Raw genomic sequence first — 22288 nt, 5'->3', positions numbered from 1 at the left:
GGGGCCGGGCGTTCGATTTCGTCGGTGATCCGGGTCTCACCTCGCCGGCGCTCGACCGCACGAGCGCCGAGCGCCCGCCGAAGACGCGTGATCCCGGCATCGAACGCGGGCGTCCCCGGACGGTCGAAGATCCCGTGGGCCGTCTCCGGGACGACCTGGTCGGTCACCGGTGCGCTCAGCCACGATCCGTTGAGAGTGCCGGGGCGCCGGTCGCGAGGTCTCCGGGAGCGTCGCAGGCGAACTCGTGCACGCCGCTCATGCACTCGTGCTCGGTGCCGTCGGGCAGCACGACCGTCGCGGTGGTCGAGACCGGCACCTCGACGCGGAGGGCGAACCGGTCGTCGTCGAGGGTCCACGACGACGACGCGACGCCGTACGGGGTGCGCGTGCTCGCCCGGGCCGAGGTCAGCCCGCCGCCGAGCAGCGGCCGCACGCGGAACGTGCGGTACCCGCCCGAGGTGGGCTCGAGGCCGGCGATGCGGCGGTACAGCCAGTCACCCACCGCGCCGGCGGCGTAGTGGTTGAAGGACACCATGCCGCCGCCCGACTCCTCGTCGGAGCCGCCCGCCATCAGCTCGGACACGTTCACCGTGCCGTCGGGGCGCAGCGCGTCCCAGCGCTCCCAGATCGTCGTGCCGCCCGACTCGATCATGTACAGCCACGACGGGCAGCCGGTTTGCCGGAGCAGGCGGAACGCCTCGTCGACGCGACCGCTGTCGGAGAGGGCGAACAGGATGTAGGGCGTGCCGGGGAACCCGGTCGAGAGGCGGCCGTCGTTCTCGTCGACCAGCCGCACCAGGTGGTCGGCCATCGCCTCGCGCTCGGCGCCTTCGACGAGGCCGAAGTGCAGCGGCAGCACGTAGCCGGTCTGGAACTCGTCCTTCAGGCGGCCCGCGCCGTCGGTGAAGACGTTGCGGTACGCCCGCGCGATGTCCTCTCGGAGCGCGCGGTAGCGGGCCGCGTCCTCGTGCTCGCCGAGCAGGTCGGCGATCTGCGCCACGATCGCGCAGGAGTTCGCGTAGTACGCCGTGCCGATCCACTTGCCGCGGGCGAGCCAGTCCTTCGCGCCGCCGGTCGGAGCGGCCCAGTCGCCGAACTGGAACGGGAAGCGCCAGACGCGGCGCCGGTCGGGGCGCACCGAGAAGAGCCGCGCCCACCAGCCGGCGGCCTTCAGGAATCGGCGCATCGTCGGGTACCGCCGACGGAGCGAGCCCAGGTCGCCGCGCGCGAGGTACTCGGCCCAGGGGGCCAGGATGCAGACGTCGCCCCAGACCGAGGTCGCCATCGTGGGGAACGGGTTGCCGGCCTTCGGCACGACCATGGGGATGCCGCCGCCGCGCGCCTGCTCGGCCGAAACGTCGCGCAGCCACTTGTCGAGGAAGCGGCTCATGTCGAAGTTGAACGCGGCGGTCGACGCGAACACGGCCAGGTCACCGGTCCAGCCCTCGCGCTCGTCGCGCTGCGGGCAGTCGGTCGGAACGTCGACGAAGTTCGACCTGCCACCCCAGCGGATGGCGTCCTGCAGGCGGTTCAGCAGCGGGTCGGAGCACTCGAACTCGCCGACCTCGGGGAGGTCGGAGTGCAGCACGAGCGCGGTGAGCTCGAGGTCCTCGGGGTCGATGCCCCGCACGCCCACGTACCGGAAGCCCATGTAGGTCAGGCGCGGCGAGTACTCCTGCTCGCCGTCGACGCAGGTGTAGGTCGCGGTCGCCTTCGCTGTGCGCAGCGACGTCGTGAACAGCTCGTCGTCGACGAGCACCTCCGCGTGGCGGAACACGACCTCCTGGCCCCGGCGGCCCCGCAGCCGCGCGTGGACGACTCCCGCGAAGTTCTGGCCGAAGTCGTAGACGACCTCGCCGCTCGGGGCGACCGTGCGCGAGACGGGGGCCATCGTGGCCTGCGCACGGACCGGCGGGCCGACCTGTGCGACGAGCTCGGGCGTGCCGCGCGGCGCCGTGACATCCGCTCGCTTCCAGGTCATCGCGTCGGGCTCGACGGTCGCGTCGAAGGTCTCGCCGTCGTACCACTCGGCCATGCGCACGGGGCCGTCGGTCGCGACCTCCCACTCGGGGCCGGTGGCGACGATGTCGCCCGAGCCGTCCTCGTACTCGAGGTGCAGCTCGGCGAGGAACGCCTGGCGGTCGGCGTAGATCATGTTCTTGCGCTTGTGGGTGAACGACCCGACGGCCCAGCCGCCCGCGACCGTCGCCACGAGGGTGTTGCCGGCCGCGAGTTGCGCGGTCACGTCGTAGGTCTGCACCTGGATGCGGTGACCGTACGACGTGAACCCGGGCGCGAAGTACTCGTCGCCCACCTTCGCGCCGTTCAGCTCGAGCTCGTACACGCCGAGCGCGGTCGCCTCGATCCACGCGCGGCGCACGGGCTTCGTCGTGTCGAAGGCAGTGCGGAAGACCATGGGCACCGGCGACTGCTGCTTGGGGGTCTCGTAGGCGGCGTCGGTGATCCAGCGGCCGACCCAGGCGCGGTCCAGCCGCCCGGTGCGGAACGAGGTCTGCGCGGTCGCGGTCGCACCGCTCATGCCGGTCGCCTCGATGCGCACCGGGTACTCGGTGTACGGCTCGAGGGTGCCGCCGTAGCGGATGCCGACCTGCTCGCGGGTCGTCGTCTCCCAGTCGCCGATGCGCACGTGGGCGGTGTCGAGCGCCTCGCCCGGCGTCGTGGACGCCAGCGCGAACGCGATCGTGGGCGGCTCGTCGACGATGCGTCCGGTCTCGAGGCCATCGACGGTCAGGCGGGCGATCTCCATGGTTCAACTCCCGGGTGGTGCGTGCGGGTCGGTCGTGCGGGTCGGTACTACGTGGTCGGCCGGTCGGCGGTCGCAGCGCGGCGGCGCCCGAAGATGCGTCGGATGCCTCGGAGCGGATGACCCTCGGCGATCTCCGCCAGGCCCGCGGCGAGGCCGTACGGCATCGCCCCGCCGGACGACATCGCGAGGCTCCGCAGCGACATGCTCGGCATCATGCGCACCACGAAGTGCGTGCTCTTGAGCTTGGCGTCGCGCTCCGCCGAGTCGGGCATCGCCTGCGCGGCCCGGAACTCCTTGCGCACGCAGCCCAGGACGGCCCCCAGCACGGCCCGGCCGATGAACGAACGGCCCGCATCGCCGAGGCGGGTCTCGAACGTGAGCCGTCCGGAGCGGTCCTCCTCGGGGACCTCCCGGCCGAGCAGCGTGGGGAAGCTCGCGGGAATGCCCACGGGCGGCGTGGCATAGTCGGCATCGACCGCTGCCGGATACGGCGACCGCGACGTGTGGCCGCGGTCGACCGTCAGCGGGGCACGCAGGCGGATGTCGGCGGCCGACGCGGACACGCGGATCTCGTACTCGCCGTCCTCCAACACCCAGTCGTGCGCCGCGACATCCCAGTAGGCGAGATCGCCGAGCTCGAACGAGAGTGTCACGCGCTCCTCGGCGCCCGCCGCGACCGGCACCTTGGCGAAGGCGCGGAGCTCCTGCTCGGCCTTGAACACGGCGCCGTCGTTGTTGCCCACGTAGAGCTGCACGACCTCGGCGCCAGCGCGGCCGCCGGTGTTCGCGATCGTCGCGCCCACCTCGACCCGGTCGCCCACGACCCGCACATCGAGGTCGCGGTAGGCGAACCCGGTGTACGAGAGGCCGTGCCCGAAGGGATAGGCGAGCGGTGTGCCAGCGGCGTCGTGGTATCGGTAGCCGACGTAGATCGACTCGGCGTACCGCGCGATCACGCCGCGATCGTAGTCCGCGCCGGAGCTGGCGTCGGTCGCGGTGCGGGTCCACGTCTCGGTGAGCTTGCCCGACGGGTTCGCCTCCCCGAACAGCAGCGCGGCTGCGGCCTCGCCGCCGTGCATGCCGGGCAGTGCGAGGTCGAGCACCGCCGCCAGTTCCTCGGCGAACGGCACTTCGACGGGCGCCCCGGCGAAGAGGACCAGCACCACGCGCGCGCCCGTGTCGAGCAGCTCGCGAAGCAGCGCGACCTGCGGCTCGCCGAGGCGCAGGTGCGTGCGGTCGAACCCCTCGCTCTCCTCGAAGTCGTCGAGCCCGCCGAAGAAGAGCACGGTCTCCGCGACACGGGCGGCGTCCACCGCCTCCCGGGCGAGCGCCGGGTCTCGCTCGGCGGTGAGCGTGCGGTAGCCGCGTGCATAGGCGTAGTCGACGCCGCGGGCGTCGAACGCGTCCTTCGGGGTCACGACCTCCGGCGGCAGGATCAGCGACGAGCCGGCGCCCTGGAAGCGCATCTTCTCGAACAGCTCGCCGACGACGACGAGCGACCCGGCAGGTGCGCCGGCGTCGAGTGGGAGCGTGCCGTCGTTGGCCAGCAGCACGCCGCTGTCGATCGCGATCTCGCGGGCGAGGGCCGCGTGGGCGACCGGGTCGTGCGGCTCGGCGGGCGAGGCGGCGTCTGGCGTCGCGCGCTCGATCAGGCGCAGCATCCGCCGCACCGCCTCGTCGAGCACCTCCGGTGCGAGCCGCCCGTCGCGCACCGCGTCGATGATCGCCGCGCGATTGTGGGCGACCTCGCCGGGCATGTCGAGCTCGCACCCCGCCTCGAGGCTCGCGACCCGGTCGTGCATGGCGCCCCAGTCGGTCATCACGACGCCGTCGAACTCCCACTCGTTGCGGAGGATGCCCGTGAGCAGTTCGCGGTGGTCGGAGCAGAACGTGCCGTTCAGCCGGTTGTATGCGCACATCACCGTCGCGGGCCGAGCGTCGCGGACGATCCGCTCGAAGGCCCTCAGGTAGATCTCGCGGAGGGCGCGCTCGTCGACGAGGCTGTCGCCGACGAACCGGTAGTCCTCGTTCGAGTTCGCGGCGAAGTGCTTGACGCTGGTCGCCACACCCTGCCCCTGCACGCCCTGCACGAACGCCGTGCCGAAGGCGCCCGAGACGAGCGGGTCCTCGGAGTAGTACTCGAAGTTCCGGCCGCAGAGCGGATTGCGCATGATGTTCACGCCGGGCGCAAGCAGCACGTGCACGCCGAAGTCGCGGCTCTCGCGCGCGATCGCGGCGCCCATTCGGCGGGCGAGGTCGGGGTCCCACGAGTGCGCGACCGTCGCCGACGTCGGGAACGACGTCGAGGGCCGGTTGTCGCCGACGCCGAACGCGCCGCCGTCGTCCCGCACCATCCGGACACCGTGCGGGCCGTCGGTGAGGAACAGCGACGGGATACCGAGGCGGGGGATCGCGTTGGTGCGCCAGGAGTCGACGCCCTCGAGGAGCAGTGCCTTCTCTTCGAGCGTCAGCTGCGCGACGAGGTCGTCGACGCCGGCGGTGCGCCGGGAGGTCGTATCGGTGGAGCTCATGGGACCGCTGCCTCAGCGCACCGAGCGGATGCGCAGGATGACCAGGCCACCCAGCAGCACGAGTGCTGCGGCGATCACGTAGAGCAAGGTGTAGTTCTTCTCGCCGCCGGTGACGCCCACGAGCAGAATCGATGACGCGATGAGCGGGGCGGCCGACTGGGGGATCGACGTGGCGAAGCCGGTGATGCCCATGAAGCGACCGGCGTCGGTCGCCTTCTCGGGCAGCACGTCGAGCAGCAGCGCCTGGTCGACGGCGGAGAACATGCCGATGCCGGCGGACACGATGAGCGAGCCGGCGATGAGCAGCGGCAGGTCGGTCGAGAACGCCATGAGCAGCATGCCGACGGCCATGAGAGCGCCGCCCGCGACGACGAACACCTTGCGGCGGCGGAACCGGTCGGAGAGGAACCCGCCACCGAGTGCGCCGGCCGTGACGGCGAGGACGCCGACGCCGCCGAGTGTCGCGATGATGCCCGCGACCTCGGTCACGTCGACGCCGAGCCGGTTGGCGAAGAAGAAGGCGGTGAAGGTGGTGTTCAGCGTCAGGCCGAAGTAGAAGAGGAAGCGACCGAGCCAGTTCCACGAGAAGTCGGGGTACTGGGCCGGGTTGTACAGGTACTTGCGCAGCAGCCCGGCGATGGTGAGCGTGTCCTTCGGCAGCCCGCGGCTGTCGTCCTCGTGCACGAGGGTGACGAAGAGGGTGACGAGCACGACGCCGACCGCACCCGGGATGAGGAAGAGCAGCAGCGGGTTGCCGGTGACGCCGACGGTGAGGATGACGCCGAAGACGGGCGCGACCTGGGTGGCGAAGCCGGTGAGGCCGGCGACCTTGCCGCGCTGCTCCTCGGGCAGGCGGTCGGCTGTCGAGATCTGCAGGTTGCTGAGCGTGGTGCCCCAGCCCCATTGCGCGAGCACCCAGCCGACGCCCAGCAGGAACACGCTCGGGGCGAGCGCCATGACGACGAGCGAGACGACGCCCACGATCATGCCGCCGATCATGAACGGACGGCGGCGGCCGATGGCCGTGCGGGTGCGGTCGCTCCAGATGCCCATGAACGGTGCGCTGAGCATGACGAAGAGCGCACCGGCGCCCGTGATGTAACCGAGCACCTCTTCGTGACCCGGCGCGAGTTCGTTCACGCGGATCGACAGCGAGATCGCCAGCGGGGTGATGAAGGCCATGAAGACGCCGAACTGCGCCAAGACCATGAACCAGATGTAGCGGGCGTTCACCTTCGGCAGGTCGTCACCCGAACGCGGAGCGGCAGCAGCCTGCTCAGCCAGGCTCTCCGGGTCGACGGTCGCGGCCGGGATGGCCGCGGAACTCGGCGCCGGCAGGGACTCGCCGTCGTGGTCGTTCGGTGCGTTCATGGGGACTCCATTGTCGGGGGATGTACGGCTCGGGTTTCGCCGCCCGGCTTACTAGCGCGTGCTAGTGGATGGTGCTGATGCTAGCGTGAGTCACTAGCGCGCGCAAGCCGCACTCGCGAGAACGGGGGACGGATGTCGCAGACGACCGGAGCACGCCGGGTGACCGCTGCCGACATCGCGCGATCCCTCGGCATCTCGCGCGCAACCGTCGGCTTCGTGCTGAACGACACCCCCGGCCAGACCATCTCCGAAGCCACGCGCACGCGCGTGCTCGACGAGGCTCGGCGCCTCGGCTACCGTCCGCACATCGCGGCCCGCGCTCTCGCAAGCGGCCGCAGCCGAATCGTCCTCCTCGTTCTCCCCGATTGGCCGCTCGACTTCAACCTCCGACGCAACATCGAGGAGGCCTCGCTGGCCCTCGACGAGGCGGGCTACGCGCTCATCACGTACACGCCCCACCCGACCGGGCACGCACGCCCGCTCTGGGAGACGCTGCAACCCGACGTCGTGCTCGCGATGGCACCCTGGGCGCCGGGGCAGGTCGAGTCCATCCGTGCCGCGGGTGTCACGCGCATCATCCCCGATCCCGACGCGCCACCTCAGGCGGAGTGGCACGAAGAGGGTCCGGGGCTCCAGGTGCGCCGCCTGGTCGAGCTCGGCCACCGCCGCATCGCGTTCGCCGGGTCGGCCGACCCGCGCATCGTCGACCTGGTCGCCATGCGTCGCACCATCGCCGCCGCGGCCGCTGCAGAGCTCGCCCTCGACCCGCTCCCCACCGCCGACATCGAGCTGACGGATGCCTCGGCGGAGGCCGCGCTCGACGGCTGGCGCGCCGCCGGAGTGACCGCCGTCGTCGCCTACAACGACGACGTGGCCGCCGCGCTCGTCGGCGCCGCGCACCGCACCGGCCTGCGGGTCCCCGACGACCTCTCCGTGATCGGCCACGACGACACCCCGCTCGCGAGCATGCTCGAGCCGCGGCTCACGACGATCCGCGTCGACACCGTCGGCCTCGGCCGGTTCCTCGCCCAGCTCGCGCTCGCGACCGTCGAGGAACTCCCGGAGCCGCCGACCGTCGGCCCCGACCTGCGCGTCGCGCTCGTCGAGCGCGCAACTACTGCGCCGCCGACCGCCTGAGTGTCGACCTCGTACGCGAAGCGCGCGAATCCGCCGCACGTTTCCGCACCTTGCGTAGTCCGTGGCGACCCGGGTGTGGAGCCCCGCCCGGAAGCATCCGCTTCGCTAGCCTGACCCCGTCGGCACCGCTGCCGGCACGCGCCATCCCAGCCCGCCCACCGACCAGCGGAGAGACGATGACCGAGCAGGCCACCCCCGCACGCACCAACCCGTGGAAGTCCTTCTGGGACCGCGGCGGGTGGTGGAAGGCGCTCCTCTTCGTCGCCGTCTACCTGGCCGCCTACACGTACCTGCCGTTCCTCGCGCAGCCGTTCATGGGCGACGCGCTCGACGTGGACAGCGCCCTCGAGACGCCGGCGAGCGTGTTCTTCGGCATCATGCTGCCCCTCGTCATCGGCTCGATCCTGCTGATCGTGTTCGCACTCACCGTGCGCTGGCTGCCCGTGCCACTCTTCGGCCGGCAGCCCGTGCGCGGCCGCTGGTGGATGTGGTTCGCCCCGGCGCTCATCCTCATCCCGATCCTGCTGCGCGCCTTCGGCACCGACTACAGCCAGTACTCCGTGGCGGTGATCGCGACGGTGTTCCTGACGGGGGCCTTCGTCGGGTTCTCGGAGGAGCTGCTCACGCGCGGCGTCGTGGTGGTCCTGCTGCGACGAGCGGGTCACAACGAGTGGGTGGTCGCGTTCCTCTCGGCGCTCTTCTTCGCGGCCCTGCACAGCGTCAACTTCTTCACCGGCCAAGACCCTCAGACGGTGTTGGGCACCCTGTTCTACACCTTCTGCTTCGGCCTGATGATGTACCTCGTCATGCGGGTGACGGGCAGCATCGTCTGGGCGATGGTGCTGCACGCGCTCACCGACCCGACCACGATGCTCGCAACGGGCGGGGTCGACGAGCAGAACGTCCAGACGACGAACGTGCTCATCGGCCTCGTGGCTCCCGCGACGGTCCTCATGTTCGTGGGGGCGCTGGTCATGCTCGTCTTCATCCGCGGCGACGCGAACGGGCGCGCCGCCGCGGAAGAGCCGGAGCGGGTCGCAGCGCCGAAGGCCTGAGCGGAGCCGAGCGGATGCCGCCTGCGGCACGTCCCGGCGCGCTAACGTGAGTGCCATGGAGATCCTGCGCGGCATCGTCGTCCTCATCCACCTCGTCGGGTTCGCCACCCTCTTCGGCGCTTGGGTCGTCGAGGTGTTCGGCAAGCGCGGCATCAACCGCGTCATGCACTGGGGGCTCGCGATCGCCGCGGTCGCCGGCATCGCGCTCGCCGCGCCGTGGGGCATCGAGTGGGAGCTCGACTACACGAAGCTCGCGGTGAAGCTCGTGATCCTCGTGGTCATCGGCGCGCTGCTCGGCATCGGCGCCGGCCGCCAGCGCAAGAGCGGTTCCGTGCCGCCCGCGATCTTCTGGTCGATCGGCGTGCTGACGCTCGCGAACGCGGGCATCGCCGTCCTCTGGCGCTGAGCGAGCGGATGCCCGGCAGCGGCGCGGCGGGACTCGCATGACCGGCGAGGTGCGCAACATCCACGACGCGCTCGCGTCGTTCACCGAGCACTGGCAGCCGCGTCGCCTCGTCAGCGTCAACGACTACGACGTGAAGGTCGTGAAGGTGCAGGGCGAGTTCACCTGGCACTCGCACCCCGACACCGACGAGCTCTTCCTCGTCATCTCGGGCGAGCTGGTCATCCAGCTGCGCGACGGCGACGTGACACTCGGCCCCGGCGACGTCTACGTCGTACCGCGCGGCATCGAGCACTGCCCGAGGGCCGACGGCGAGGTCGCCGCGATCCTGGTGGAGCCGCAGGGCACCGTCAACACGGGCGACACCCCGAGCGAGCGCACCGCGCACCTGCGCGAGCTCGGCTGAGCCTCGTCCCCCTCCCCGAGTCGTCACGAACTGTCGGTGCGGTCGCGTTGACGGGCCCGCGCGGCTGGCCCGGCGTGCGCCCTGAGGGCCGTTCCTCGGCCTGAGGGCGAGATCTTCCGCCCTCCGACGAAGAAACGGCGCTCAGACGCGTTCGGCCGCGGGCTGTGCCCGTCCGTCAGCACGTGCGCTGAGGATCACTCACCGGTGTTGCACGATCGGTGCGTGTCGCGCATCGAACATGCGCGGGACCGCCGGACGCGCAACATCCGCAACACAACAACCCGACTCAGCGCAGCGCGCGGCCATAGACGTTACGCCCGGTCGAGCACGATTTCTAGATCTGTTTTCGCCGGTCGCCGAGTGCCAGAATCCGAGGTACTGACGTCCGGCCCGAGGGCAGCGGCCGGCAGAGAGGGCGGGCACATTGAACAGGAACAGGCGCATGCTGAGCGTCGCCATGGTCGGCGCATTCGCGGCGGCCGCACTGGTGGCGGCTCCGGCCTACGCGGCACCGAGCATCAACTCGGCCAAGAAGCTCACCAAGGCCGTGACGATCGAGGGGGTCTACGAGCACCTCGAGGCGTTCCAGGACATCGCCGACACGTACGGCGACCGGGCTGCGGGACGCCCCGGCTATGCGGCATCCGTCGACTATGTCGTCGAGGAGCTCGAGGGGGCCGGCTACGACCCGACCGTGCAGGCGTTCGACTTCGACTACTTCGAGGAGAACAGCGAGCTCGCGAGGATCAGCCCGCTGCCGACGAACTACGTCAACAACGACGACTTCCTGCGGAACGCGTTCGACAGCGGGTCGCCGAAGGGCACGGCCACGGGCACCCTGTACCCGGTCGACGTGAACGTCCCCGCCGGGGCCCTGCCGCCCAACAGCAACTCGAGCGGGTGCGAGCCGGGCGACTTCATCGGGTTCCCCGTCGGGGCGATCGCGTTCATGCAGCGCGGCACCTGCGGGTTCGCGCTGAAGGCGCTCAACGCGCAGGCGGCCGGAGCATCGGGCGTGATCATCATGAACGAGGGTCAGCCGGGACGCGACGGACTGCTCAACATGATCGGCGACGCCACCGGACTCACCATCCCGGCCGTGTTCACCACCTCGGCGGTCGGCGAGGACCTCTACTCCACGAGCCCCGGCACGATCGTCACCGTGACCGTCGACTACGAGGCCGAGACCCGCACCGCCTACAACGTGTTCGCACAGACGTCGACGGGCAGCACCGAGAACGTGGTCATGGCGGGTGCACACCTCGACAGCGTGCAGGACGGCCCCGGCATCAACGACAACGGCTCCGGCAGCGCAGCCCTGCTCGAGACGGCGATCCAACTGCAGAAGACGAAGCTCAACAACGCGGTGCGATTCGCGTGGTGGGGCGCCGAGGAGGAGGGCCTGCTCGGGTCGGAGTACTACGTCGAGAACCTGAGCGACGAGGAGATCGAGGACATCGGCCTCTACCTCAACTTCGACATGATCGGCTCGCCGAACTACATGTTCGGCGTCTACGACGGCGACAACTCCGGCGGCACCGCACCCGAAGGCTTCATCCCGCCGGGCTCGGCCGAGATCGAGGACGTCTTCGAGATGTTCTACGAGAGCCGCGGCCTGCCCTATCAGGACTCGGAGTTCTCGGGACGCAGCGACTACGGCCCGTTCATCGCGGTGGGCATCCCGGCCGGCGGCCTGTTCACCGGTGCCGAGGGTGTGAAGACTCCCGAGGAGGCCGCGCTCTACGGCGGCATCGCGGGCGAGTCGTACGACCAGTGCTACCACGAGCCGTGCGACACGATCGACAACGTCAACGCCTTCGCGCTCGACGTGAACGCCGACGCGCTGGCCACCGCGGTCATCACGTTCGCGTACGACTCGTCGACCGTGAACGGCGTGTCGACGCCGGGCAAGTCGCACGGCGCGGGCAACAGCGGCGACGCGTTCATGAACCGCCTCGCGGGCTGAACGGCATGAGCAGGGCGGCGGATGCCAAGGGGCATCCGCCGCCCTCGTCGTGCCCGGCCTGTGTCACCGCCCCCGGCTAGCCTCGCGACCATGAGCATCCAACGCATGGACAACGTCGCCATCGTGGTCGACGACCTCGACGCGGCGGTCGCGTTCTTCACCGCAGTCGGGCTGACGCTCGAGGGGCGCGCCGCGATCGAGGGCGACTTCGCCGACCAGACCGTGGGGCTCGACGGCGTACGCAGCGAGATCGCCATGATGCGCACGCCCGATGGGCACGGGCGACTCGAGCTGACGCGGTACGACCACCCCGAGGCATCCGCCCCCTCACCGGCGCAGCCGCCGCCCAACACGCTCGGCCTCCACCGCGTGATGTTCGCCGTCGACGACCTCGACGCGACCCTCGAACGACTGCGTCCACTCCGCGGCGAGCCGCTGCGCGGCGTCGCGAACTACCAGGACGAGTTCCGGCTCTGCTACCTGCGCGGGCCGGCCGGCATCATCGTGGCGCTGGCAGAGCAGGTCGGCTAGCGGACGTCTGTACCGAGCGCGGCCGACCGAGATCAGCAGGCGGCGCGAGTATGCTCATCGACCGGTCGAATCGTCCATTCGACGACCGGAGCGCGTCTGCTCGACGTATGTCTCTCCGTCGACGGTTCGCCCCGCCCAGGAGCCGGACGCACGGCCGATCGCAACCACGTCGGCAGCGGCGCGGCGGCCGGCGCGGTCGGCATACAACACGATCCCGAGCACGATCACGGCGCCCGCGAGGGCCGTGATCGCCGTCATGGGCGCGGGCATCGGCAGCAGCACGATCAGGCCGATGGCGATGGCCGCGATCCCCGCGAGCGTGTGGGCGCGCCTCGCGCGCACGTGCGCCGCAAGCCAGGCTTCGTCGCTCGCCAACGTGTCCCGCGTGCGGATTCCCGCCGAACGGTTGCGTTGCAGCCTGCCGGTCGCCGCCGCGCCCGCCATCCACACGTAGAAGGCGCCCGTCCCGAGCAGGACGACGCACAGCACCACGCGCAGCGTCAGGTCGTTCATCGCCCCGAGCCTAACCGGACCCGGGCGCCCTTGTGCAGTCGTCGCTCGGGCTGCGACGATGTGCCCACGACGCAAGTCGCGAGACCAGGAGGCCCGATGCCCGACACCCTCGACCGCGCACCTGGTGCGGCGCTCAGCACGCTCCCCGGCGCGGCCGTCCTCCGGCGCACCCGTCGCCTGCTGATCACCGGGCTCGTCACCGCACTCGCGTACAGCGTGCTGAGCTCCGCGTCGAAGGGCTACTGCGCCGACCCCGCAGGCCCAGCCGACAACGGCGGCCAGGCGACGGATGCCGCGGTCAACTGCGTCACGCTGTCGCTCCAGCCGAGCGGCATCGCGTATCTCGCCATTGCGGTCATCGTGCTGTTCGCGATCGGCCGCGTACTGCGCCGGGCGACCGACGAGGCGTCGGCGATCCGCATCCTCGATCACGCCGCGCTCGTCATGATCGGCGTGGTGGCCGCCTGGCTCATCGTGACGCACGTCTCGTTCTGGACGATCCCGTTCGAGTTCGACGGCGGTGTGCCGACGCTGCCCGGCTTCACGTTCGGGAACATCCGCGTCGATCTCTCGTAGTCCCGCCTGAGGGCCGTGACAGGCGAGGGCTCCCGCCGGCAACGCGGCCGGCTCGGCCGATTGCCCGTCAGAGGAGGCAGTCGAGCAGGGCTGCCGCCCGTGCCGCCCCGTCGGTCTCGACATCGAGGTACGCGATCGGCCGATCGATCTCCTCGGCCATGGCCGATGCGAGCACGTCGGGCGAGAGATCCTCGTACTCCATGCAACGCCCCGCGCGGTACCGTTCGAGTCGCGCGCGCACGTGGAAGCGCTGCTCGAAGTGGTCGCGCAGCGGAACATAGATGAACGGCACCTTCGCCGCCGTCAGCTCCATGGTCGTCGTCAGGCCGCCTTGGACGATCGCGAGGTCGCAAGCGGCGAGGTGCTCGTGCAGGTCGGGGACGAACGCGCGGTACTCGACGCCCGGCACCTGCGGCAGGCTCGCGGGGTCGATGCGCGGACCCGTCACGACGATCATGCGCAGCTGGGGGATGGCCCTGGCTACGGCGTCGGCGGCTTCCACGACGCGCCGCAGCAGTGCGACGCCGACGCCCGATCCGCCGACCGCGGCGATCACGACGCGTTCGTCATCGCGGTAGCCGAGCCGCTCGCGCAACTCGGCCTTCGAGCCGAGCGCCGCCGGATCGAACCCGGTGATGTAGCCAGAGAAGTCGAAGTGCTGCTCGGTCCACTCGCGGATCTTCGGCAGGCCCGGCCCGAACGTGTACGGCACGATGTCGTCCGTCGCACCGACGAATACTGCAGCGTCGCGCAAGCGACCGTTCCGCTCGACGCGCTCGAGCATCGCGCGGTTGTCGTCGACGACCGCCTGCGCCTCGCGCGCGCCGCGCGACTCGATCGGCATCGTCCCGACGAAGTCCGTCATCCATGCGAGTGCGCCCCGCTTCAGGCGCGGATTCTCGAAGAGGAAGTAGTCGACCTCCCAGGCCTCGTCCGCGACGACCAGGTCGTAGTCGCCCGCAGCCGCGACCTCCTCGAACACGAGGAAGTTGTGCAGGAGGATCGGCCCCATCTCCTGCATGGCGCTGAAGACGGCGAGCCGATGGTCCTCGCTCCGGCGCTCGATGTGCGCCGACTCGCTGCCGAGCGCCGCGGATGCGGGGTGCAGGCGCTCGCCCGCCCCCTCGAGCACGCGGGTGACCGGGTCCTGGGCGAGCCAGTCGATTCGGACATCCGGATGCTGCGTCCGCAGTGCTCGCGCGATCGCGAGGTCGCGACGGGCGTGACCGAGCCCGATCGGCGACGAGATGTAGAGGACGCGTGACTCAGGGCCCGGCGCGGTCCAAGCGGTCGCCTCGTCTCGACGGATGCCGAACACCCGATCGGCGAACGCGCGGATCGCATGGTTCACCCGAACCGGGCGGGTCGCGTGCGGTGCCCTCCCGGCCCCGTGGAGGACGAGCGAATCGACCCCGTCGGAGAGGGTTCGGTTCACCTCCCCGGTGACGCGTCCTCGTGATCGGTGCCCTGGATGAACAGGGCCGGCGGGGCGACCTGATCGAGCCGAACCGGCTGGTCGCGCGCGATCGAGACCGCTCCGCGCACTCGTTCGGGATGCGCCGCCGCGAGTTCCAGCGGAAGGGCGGCACCGCTCGCCGCGCCGACGACGACGACCGCGTCCGCCCCGCACGCGTCGACGACCGCGACGGCGTCGGCGAGCCGGACTCCGGCATCGGGCGCGATCGGGTGAACGGGCTCCGCACCGCTCGCCTCGAAGGCGACCACGCGGAAGTGCCGTGCAAGGTACGTCTCCTGCAACTGCCAGGTGGGCCGCGTTCCTGTCGACGGGTCCGGCAGCAGCAGGATCGCCGGCCCCGTCTCGCCGATCACCGAGTAACGGATGCCCGTCGTCGTCGTCTCGGAACGCATGTGCGCCTCCCGGAGTTGTTCGATCGATCGATCGAATTCTGCCCTCGACGCTACTCCTGTCCGCTCGCGCCCGTCAAGGCATGAGCGGGCGGGCAGGCCACTGCCGGCCGCCGGACCTTCCCCGCCGCGCCGCCCGGGCGTACGGTGAAACGTGAACGAGGAGGTTCACGTGAGTGCCACTCGAGCAACCACGGCCCGGCCCGCAGGCGAGCACGACTCCCGCGCGGTCGACGAGCAGGAGTCGCGCGCGGTCGCCGAGGCGGCCCGCGAGCAGGAGTGGCGGAAGCCGAGCTTCGCCAAGGGCCTGTATCTCGGCAAGTTCGACGTCGGGCTGATCCATCCGCACCCTCGACCGCCGTCCGAGCAGGCCGAGCGCGGCGCGGCGTTCCTGGCCGAGCTGGAGGCGTTCCTCGGCAGCGTCGACTTCACGCAGATCGAGCGCGATGCGCTGATTCCCGATGAGGTCGTGCGCGGGCTCGCGGCGATCGGCGCGTTCGGCATGAAGATCCCGGTCGAGTACGACGGGCTCGGGCTCGGTCAGTTCGCGTACAACCGCGCGCTGGTCATGGTCGGCTCGGTGAACGCGAGCCTCGGCGCGCTGCTGTCGGCGCACCAGTCGATCGGCGTGCCCGAGCCGCTGAAGCTCGCCGGCACCGACGAGCAGCGACGCCGGTGGCTGCCGCGTTGCGCGGCGGGCGCGATCAGCGCGTTCCTGCTGACCGAACCCGAGGTCGGCTCCGACCCCGCACGGCTGCGCGCGACCGCCGTGCCGAGCGACGACGGCTCGGAGTACGTGCTCGACGGCGTGAAGCTCTGGACCACCAACGGGGTCGTCGCAGAACTCCTCGTCGTGATGGCGCGGGTGCCGAAGTCCGAGGGGCACCGCGGCGGCATCAGCGCATTCGTCGTCGAGGCGGATGCCCCGGGCATCACCGTGCACCGACGCAACGCGTTCATGGGCCTGCGCGGCATCGAGAACGGACTCACGTCCTTGCAGGGCGTGCGCGTGCCCGCCGATCACCTCATCGGCCGCGAGGGCGACGGGCTGAAGATCGCCCTCACCACGCTGAACGCCGGCCGCCTCGCGATCCCGGCGATCTGCGCCGGCGCGGCGAAGTGGAGCGTGAAGATCGCCCGCGAGTGGTCGGCCGAGCGCGTGCAGTGGGGCCGCCCGGTCGGCGAGCACGCGGCGGTCGCGCACAAGCTGTCGTTCCTGGCCGCGACCGCGTTCGCGCTTGAGGCGGTGGTCGACCTGACCGGCGTGCTGGCCGACGAGGATCGCAAGGACATCCGCATCGAGGCGGCTCTCGCGAAGCTCTGGGCGTCGGAGATGGGCTGGACGCTCGCCGACGAGCTCGTGCAGGTACGCGGCGGCCGCGGCTTCGAGACCGCCGAATCGCTGCGCGCCCGCGGCGAACGCGCCGTGCCGGCCGAGCAGCTGCTGCGCGACCTGCGCATCAACCGCATCTTCGAGGGCTCGACCGAGATCATGCACCTGCTGATCGCGCGCGAGGCGGTCGACGCGCACCTGCGCGCGGCGGGCGACATGATCGACCCGCACCTCGACCTGTCGAAGCGCCTGAAGGCCGCGGCATCCGCCAGCGGCTTCTACGCGAAGTGGCTGCCGCAGCTCGTCACCGGCCCCGGCGACCTGCCCACCTCGTACGACGAGTTCGGCGCGCTCGCGCCGCACCTGCGCTACGTCGAGCGCACGAGCCGCAAGCTCGCGCGCGCCACCTTCTACGGCATGGCGCGCTGGCAGGGCGGCCTCGAACGCAAACAGGGCTTCCTCGCACGGGTCGTCGACATCGGCGCCGAGCTCTTCGCCGCATCCGCCGCGTGCGTGCGCGCCGCCATGATCGCCGAGGAGCGCCCCGAGCGGGGCCGGTCGGCCTTCCAGCTCGCCGACACGTTCGCCCGCCAGTCGCGTCATCGTACCGAGCGCCTGCTCGACGAGCTCTGGCAGAACACGGATGCCGCAGACGAGCGCCTCGCGAAGCACCTCCTCGCAGGCGACTACGCCTGGCTCGAGGAGGGCATCCTCGACCCGAGCGAGGGCACGGGCCCGTGGCTCACCGAGGAGGTCCCCGCCGGGGCGACCGACGACCTGCACCGCCGCATCGCGACCGACTGACCCGGTTGGGCGAGACCTCACTCCTCGCCGAGCGCCTCCGCGATCGCGACGCCGAGCACCTCCGCGCCGCGCATCGACGGGTGCACGCCGTCGAAGCTCATGCCGTCGCGGAATGCGCCGTCCGAGGTGCGCAGGCCGGCGGATGCGTCGACGAAGCGCCAACCGCGATCCTCGGCGAGCGCCGCGAGCGCGTCGTTGTAGGTCTCGGCTTCCCCGGCGCCAGCTCGAGCGGCGGGATCGACACCACGAACACCTCGGAGATCCCTACCGTGCCGACGATCACGTCGAGGTTCGCCGCCGACGTGTCGAACGGCACGTCGAGCGCGACATCGTTGGTGCCGGCGAGCACCACGAGCGCGTCGGCGTCGACCGGCAGCACCGATGCCGCCATCCGCTCGGTCGTCGCGCCCCACTCGGCCCACCCGCCCGCGAACGCGAACCCGGCGGCGGCGACGTAGGTCGCCCACGACTCCGACCCCAGGTCGCCCGCCGCGAAGTCCGGGCTGTTCGCGTCGGTGATCGAGTCGCCGACTGCGGCGAAGGTCGGCGAATCGGCGATCGGGGCCGCTTCCGACGGTGCAACGGCCCCCTCAGGGGCGGCCGTTGCGCAACCGACCATCGCGACGGCGAACGCGCCGATGACGATCTCCCGCACGATGCTCCCGAGCATGCCGCCAGTCTAGGAAGCCGCGGTGGATGACTCAGGTGAGCAGCGACGCGACCGCCGACTCGAGCGCCGCGAGGCGGGCGTCACGGTCGCCGGACACCTCGACGACGCGCGCGTCGCCGACCAGCGCGGGGTCGTCTACGAGGTCGAGGAGGGCGTCGTTCATCGCGGCGCGCAGCTCGGGGTCCTCATCGGCGGCGACGGGCAGGTCGTCGCGGAACGGCAGCGGCAGTACGACGAGCAGGTCGACCCGCTGCATCGCCTCGGCGGTTCTCGCGCGGGCGCGGTCGAGCGAGCCGGCCGCGGCGCGTCCCAGCTCGACCAGCGCCGCCAGGTAGGCGAGGAAGTCGATCGGACCGCGCTCGGCGATGACCGTGCCGGATTCGTCGTCGTGCAGCAGGCGGTGCGCGCTCAGCGCGAGCTGCTCGGCGAAGGCCGCGGCATCCGGTGCATCGAAGGCGTCGTCGACCAACTCGTACGGATCACCCCACCGTCCGATGCCGGGGTGCGCGTCGACGAAGTCGTCGATCAGCGTCGTCTTGCCGCTCGCGTGCGTGCCCGACACGACCACGCGAAGCCGCGCGCTCACACCTGGGCGTTCTCGAGGTGGGATGCCCCGTGGTTCACGACCTTCACGACGAGGCCGTGCTTGGCCAGCGCGCGGATCGTCCGCGTGACCTCGTCGGACTGCCGGCCCAGCGCGCGCTCGTTCGCGACGACCAGCACGTCGCCCGGCTGGAGCGTGTCGAACAGGCGGCCGAGCCGCTGCTCCCAGTTCTCCTCGGTCTCGGGCGCGGGGTAGCGGAAGTCGAGGATGTCGACGCCGAACCGAGCGAGGTCCATGCGCTGCTCGTAGACGGGCGGCATGTCGTCGCGCGAGACCACGAGCCCCACCAGCCGCGAGCCGTCTGGCCGCGCCTTCCACCAGAACTGGTTGCGCTGCAGCTCCTCGAAGCACTCCGGGCAGCCGATGGCGTGGTGCCCCGGGCCGTGCTCCATCGCCGGTTCTGTCAGCTCACCCATGCGCACCTCCACGTCGGCTTCCATTCTCGCCGATTCGGGCCGCCCGATGGGGAGGTCTCCGACGACCCGCGCGCGACGGCGCGGGCCGCCGGAACCGAGGGGTCCCGGCGGCCCGCGCATGTCGTGCCTGCTACCCCTTCCCGCCGGGGATCGCCTTCTCGGCGAACGTGTCGAGCACGACCGGCCCGAGCATCCCGTAATTGTAGGCGGTGCGGGCCGCGGCGCCCGAGTCGAGCGATCGCAGGCGGTTGATCAGGGTCGTGGCGACCCGCACCTCGACCGTGTTCTCGCCCTTCACGAGGTACTCGCTCACGTCGACGCGGGTGTCGAGCTGGTCGACGCCCACCTGCTGGCCGTTGACCCAGAGCGCGTACGTGTCGAACACGCGCCCGAGGTCGAGGTACGCGCCGTCGGCGCCGCCCCACTTCGACAGCTCGAACGTGGTCGTGTACGTGCCGACGCCCGAGGCATCCTGCAGCTCGGGGATCTCGGGCCACGGCAGCAGCCCGTCGAGCTCGACCTCGACGACGTCCTTCGACGTCTCGGTCGCGGCGAGGCCGAAGGTGGTCGCGTAGTCGTTGACCGGCTTCCAGTCCTCGACGGCGAGGGTCCACTCGGTCAGCTCGATGTCGGATGCCACCTTGCCGACCGGGGTCTGCACGGTGCGCCCGTCGCTCAGCGTCGTCGCGTAGTTGCCCTTCGCGTCGGCGCGCACGACCAGGTCGCCCGCAGCGTTCACCACGGCGCCGTCGGCCTCGGTCGAGGTCACCCAGGTTGCCGGGGCCGCGTCGCCGAAGCGGGCGGGGTCGTCGGCCAGCGCGATGATGGTGTCCTCGTCGATGCCGAGCTCGAGTGCGACGACCACGCGGCCGTCCTCCACCCGGTACTCGCCGATCGGCGTGATCTCCCCCGACGATGCGTCGAGCAGGAACGGGTACCCGTCGCCCTCGAGCGCCACCTCGAGCGAGATCTCCTCGCCCTGGTCGACGCACGCGGTGAACGTACCGGGCGTGACGCAGGCCCAGCCGGGCTCGAAGTTCTGCTGGTAGCCGCGCGGGCTGCCCGACGGCGCCCCGACCATGCCCTGGTTGTAGAGCCAGTAGTAGTCGGTGCCGGATGCCTCGTCGACGCGTCGCACGCTCAGCAGCCCGCTCTCCTCGCTCGGGTCGACGGCGGGGTCGACGCCGATCTCGGCGAGCTTTGCCGGCACGGATGCCTCGTCGGCGACCTGGTGCACGTTGTCGAGCGCGAGCAGGTCGGCGATGACCGACTGCAGGGCCGCGTCGTCCTCGGGGGTGTTGCCCGTGGTGTGGTCCGGCGGGTCGCTCACGACGATGACCGGGAGGCCGTCCCGTGCGAACCCGAGGATCTTCTCGGCGGCGTCGAGCGGCATGGCCGTCTTGTCGGGGAAGCGAGCCGGCTCGAGCGTCGAGTCGATGATGAGCGCGCCGTACGACGGGCCCTCGGTCGCCAGCCGCTCGTCGTCGACGACGACGTTCGGCAGGTCGAGCAGGCGGGGGCTCAGGTAGTCGCGCGTGTAGCCGGCCTCCTCGAGCGCGGGGTCGCGCCACATGCGGAACCCGTCGTCGACGGTCGACGGCTGGTTGTACAGGTAGTTCTGCAGGTACACCGCGACGTCGACCTTCGCGTCGCCCTGCGTGAGCACCTGCTGGTTGCGGGCGAGGTCGAGGTTCACCTCGGCTCCGTCGGCGAACCAGTTCGGCTGCCGGTCGCCCCACGCGTTCGAGAACCCGACGGCCCCGAAGTTGTGGTAGCCGGGCCACTGGCTGCTCGCGCTCTCGGCGTACGGCAGCACGTGGTAGACCATCTTCGTGATGCCGCCCGCGTAGCTCTTGTTCATGCGGGCCTGCACGCTGCCGAGGCTCTCGGAGTTCGCGCCGAACAGCACGGCGCAGCACTCGGTCGAGTACCACGGGTTGCCCGTGAGGTGGTTCGCCGAGGCGATCGGCAGGTAGCTGTCGACCTCGTCGACCGCGAAGAGCGACTCGTGCTCCGGCCGGTCGAGCTGGGACGCCACGTAGGCCTGGTCGTAGATCGGGATGTCGGGATTGCGCTCACCCTCGGGCTGCAGTCGCATCACCCATCCGTAGTCGCGGATCCACTCCTGCAGCGGCTCGATGTGGTTCTCGATCCACAGGTCGGTGCGCACCTCGATCAGGTCGTTGTAGACCCGCTCGGCAGTGCCATCGGTGAAGCTGAACTGCGCCGGGAAGAGGCCCGCGAGGTTCGTGGTGAGGTCGTACCCGGCACGTGCCGAGAACTCCTCGGCCATGTCGTTGGTCCACAGCTCGTCGGGCGACCCGCGGTCGCTCGAGTGCGAGTCGTAGAACAGGTCGCCGCCGTTCTCCTCCATGAGCGCGACGATCTCGGGCGTCCAGGCGGCCTCCATGCTCGCGACGAGCTGGTCGTGCCCTCGCTCGAGAACGGGTCGGGCTGGTTGAACACGCCGCGCGACCAGAACACGACGACCTGCCAATCGTCGCCCTCGGGGGCCGTCCACGACAGGTCGCCGGCGGTCGTGCCGCCCTCGACGCCGTCGGTGTTCGTGCCGGTGAGCGTGGCGGTCAGGTCGATCGCCGAGTCGGGGTCGAGCACGACCTCGCCGCTCGCGTCGCAGGCGCCGTCGCAGGCGTAGGCGACCACCGCGACGACGGTCGTGCGGTTCGCCGATGCCGACGGGGCGGGCAGCGCGCCGTCGAACGTCTCGCCGCCGGCCACGGCCGCGCGGCTCGTGACGAGCGTCTTGCGCGCGTGGTCGTCGTCGACCGTGTAGCCCTCGGGGTACTGGGTCGGGCCGTGGCTGAGGCTGACCTTGATGCCCAACTCGTTGGCCTTCTCGAGTATGGCGACGAGCTGCTCATTGTTCGGGTAGGCGCCCTGGCCGTACTCGAGGCCGCCGAGGTTCGCGGCCGCGGCCTGCTCGATCTGCTCCTGGAGCAGCGCCGGGTCGGCGTCAGCGGGCATGTTCACGCGCGCCCACGGCAGGTCGGTGGCGGGCGGGTTCGCGAACGTCTCGGCGGTGAGCGCCGTGACCGGGTTGAAGCCCCAGTCCTTCCCGGCCGCGTCGGCGGTCGAGGCGGATGCGGGTGCCGTGACGGTCACGCCGGCGAGCAGCCCGGCTGCGAGCGCCGTCGCCGAGAGCGCGCCGACCGCGCGGCGACGGGTGGCGGATGCCGCGGGCGGTGGGTCGGCCGCCAGGGGGTTCGTGCGTACTGGGTCACGTCGTTGAGACACAGGTTCCTCCCGTGGAGATGTGATCGATGAAAACTGAATCGATTCAGGATTGATTCAGGTGCCAGCATGTCACAGTCGACGACT

General features: G+C 71.0%; 19 protein-coding genes. 8 read left to right on the top strand and 11 right to left on the bottom strand.

Annotated elements, in window-relative coordinates; all coding sequences use genetic code 11:
• Nucleotides 1-175: 175 nt before the first annotated feature.
• From QUE38_RS11735 to QUE38_RS11725, 3 genes are read right to left on the bottom strand one after another with little or no spacing between them, the layout of a single operon-like run.
• Nucleotides 176-2767, bottom strand: coding sequence for a family 78 glycoside hydrolase catalytic domain (locus QUE38_RS11735; protein WP_286308427.1), 2592 nt, complete (start codon nucleotides 2765-2767; stop codon nucleotides 176-178).
• A gap of 47 nt (nucleotides 2768-2814) precedes the next feature.
• Entirely contained in the window at nucleotides 2815-5298 is a 2484-nt protein-coding gene (locus QUE38_RS11730) for a beta-glucosidase family protein (RefSeq protein WP_286308426.1), read from the bottom strand.
• Nucleotides 5299-5310: 12 nt separating this feature from the next.
• Nucleotides 5311-6669: an MFS transporter gene (locus tag QUE38_RS11725; RefSeq protein WP_286308425.1), complete on the bottom strand. Its 1359-nt coding sequence runs from the start codon at nucleotides 6667-6669 to the stop codon at nucleotides 5311-5313.
• A gap of 132 nt (nucleotides 6670-6801) precedes the next feature.
• Here QUE38_RS11725 and QUE38_RS11720 point away from each other — a divergent pair, with 132 nt between their 5' ends.
• The 6 genes from QUE38_RS11720 to QUE38_RS11695 all read left to right on the top strand — a co-directional run bounded on the left by QUE38_RS11720 (nucleotide 6802) and on the right by QUE38_RS11695 (nucleotide 12167).
• Nucleotides 6802-7806 carry a LacI family DNA-binding transcriptional regulator gene (locus QUE38_RS11720; protein ID WP_286308424.1) on the top strand — a complete coding sequence of 335 codons (1005 nt, stop codon included), beginning with the start codon at nucleotides 6802-6804 and terminating at the stop codon, nucleotides 7804-7806.
• Between the two features lie 176 nt (nucleotides 7807-7982).
• Complete coding sequence (locus QUE38_RS11715; RefSeq protein WP_286308423.1) at nucleotides 7983-8861, top strand: CPBP family intramembrane glutamic endopeptidase; 879 nt, start codon at nucleotides 7983-7985, stop codon at nucleotides 8859-8861.
• Between the two features lie 55 nt (nucleotides 8862-8916).
• Nucleotides 8917-9267, top strand: coding sequence for a Fe-S protein (locus QUE38_RS11710; RefSeq protein WP_286308422.1), 351 nt, complete (start codon nucleotides 8917-8919; stop codon nucleotides 9265-9267).
• A 37-nt stretch (nucleotides 9268-9304) separates the two neighbouring features.
• Nucleotides 9305-9670: a cupin domain-containing protein gene (locus QUE38_RS11705; RefSeq protein WP_286308421.1), complete on the top strand. Its 366-nt coding sequence runs from the start codon at nucleotides 9305-9307 to the stop codon at nucleotides 9668-9670.
• A 442-nt stretch (nucleotides 9671-10112) separates the two neighbouring features.
• Entirely contained in the window at nucleotides 10113-11636 is a 1524-nt protein-coding gene (locus tag QUE38_RS11700; RefSeq protein ID WP_286308420.1) for a M28 family peptidase, read from the top strand.
• A 90-nt stretch (nucleotides 11637-11726) separates the two neighbouring features.
• The gene (locus QUE38_RS11695) at nucleotides 11727-12167 is read left to right on the top strand and encodes a VOC family protein (RefSeq protein ID WP_286308419.1); all 441 of its coding nucleotides are present in this window, start codon (nucleotides 11727-11729) and stop codon (nucleotides 12165-12167) included.
• 54 nt (nucleotides 12168-12221) lie between these two features.
• Here QUE38_RS11695 and QUE38_RS11690 read toward each other — a convergent pair whose 3' ends face one another.
• On the bottom strand, nucleotides 12222-12680 hold the full coding sequence (locus QUE38_RS11690) for an SdpI family protein (RefSeq protein ID WP_286308418.1): 459 nt from the start codon (nucleotides 12678-12680) through the stop codon (nucleotides 12222-12224).
• A gap of 96 nt (nucleotides 12681-12776) precedes the next feature.
• On the opposite strand from QUE38_RS11690, the gene QUE38_RS11685 reads away from it, so the two are divergent.
• Nucleotides 12777-13256, top strand: a complete 480-nt coding sequence (locus QUE38_RS11685) for a hypothetical protein (protein ID WP_286308417.1) — start codon at nucleotides 12777-12779, stop codon at nucleotides 13254-13256.
• A gap of 67 nt (nucleotides 13257-13323) precedes the next feature.
• Here the strand turns inward: QUE38_RS11685 and QUE38_RS11680 are convergent, their stop codons facing one another.
• Both QUE38_RS11680 and QUE38_RS11675 read right to left on the bottom strand, forming a co-directional pair.
• On the bottom strand, nucleotides 13324-14607 hold the full coding sequence (locus tag QUE38_RS11680; RefSeq protein ID WP_286308416.1) for a glycosyltransferase: 1284 nt from the start codon (nucleotides 14605-14607) through the stop codon (nucleotides 13324-13326).
• Between the two features lie 80 nt (nucleotides 14608-14687).
• On the bottom strand, nucleotides 14688-15125 hold the full coding sequence (locus QUE38_RS11675) for a hypothetical protein (protein WP_286308415.1): 438 nt from the start codon (nucleotides 15123-15125) through the stop codon (nucleotides 14688-14690).
• A 169-nt stretch (nucleotides 15126-15294) separates the two neighbouring features.
• Here QUE38_RS11675 and QUE38_RS11670 point away from each other — a divergent pair, with 169 nt between their 5' ends.
• The gene (locus tag QUE38_RS11670; protein WP_286308414.1) at nucleotides 15295-17259 is read left to right on the top strand and encodes an acyl-CoA dehydrogenase family protein; all 1965 of its coding nucleotides are present in this window, start codon (nucleotides 15295-15297) and stop codon (nucleotides 17257-17259) included.
• 97 nt (nucleotides 17260-17356) lie between these two features.
• Here the strand turns inward: QUE38_RS11670 and QUE38_RS11665 are convergent, their stop codons facing one another.
• From QUE38_RS11665 to QUE38_RS11645, 5 genes are all read right to left on the bottom strand, one after another.
• Nucleotides 17357-17929: an SGNH/GDSL hydrolase family protein gene (locus QUE38_RS11665; protein ID WP_286308413.1), complete on the bottom strand. Its 573-nt coding sequence runs from the start codon at nucleotides 17927-17929 to the stop codon at nucleotides 17357-17359.
• A 31-nt stretch (nucleotides 17930-17960) separates the two neighbouring features.
• Entirely contained in the window at nucleotides 17961-18515 is a 555-nt protein-coding gene (locus tag QUE38_RS11660) for an AAA family ATPase (protein ID WP_286308412.1), read from the bottom strand.
• Nucleotides 18512-18949, bottom strand: coding sequence for a recombinase family protein (locus QUE38_RS11655; protein WP_286308411.1), 438 nt, complete (start codon nucleotides 18947-18949; stop codon nucleotides 18512-18514). Before QUE38_RS11655 ends, QUE38_RS11660 begins: the two co-directional genes overlap by 4 nt.
• Before the next feature lie 130 nt (nucleotides 18950-19079).
• Nucleotides 19080-21242 carry a glycosyl hydrolase gene (locus QUE38_RS11650; RefSeq protein WP_286311806.1) on the bottom strand — a complete coding sequence of 721 codons (2163 nt, stop codon included), beginning with the start codon at nucleotides 21240-21242 and terminating at the stop codon, nucleotides 19080-19082.
• Nucleotides 21125-22204, bottom strand: coding sequence for a hypothetical protein (locus QUE38_RS11645; RefSeq protein WP_286308410.1), 1080 nt, complete (start codon nucleotides 22202-22204; stop codon nucleotides 21125-21127). The genes QUE38_RS11650 and QUE38_RS11645 overlap by 118 nt, the downstream gene beginning before the upstream one ends.
• Between the last annotated feature and the right edge of the window lie 84 nt (nucleotides 22205-22288).

The organism is Agromyces mangrovi (assembly GCF_030296695.1).
In the GTDB taxonomy this organism is placed as follows: domain Bacteria; phylum Actinomycetota; class Actinomycetes; order Actinomycetales; family Microbacteriaceae; genus Agromyces; species Agromyces mangrovi.
This window is presented reverse-complemented; position numbering and strand designations above follow the sequence as displayed.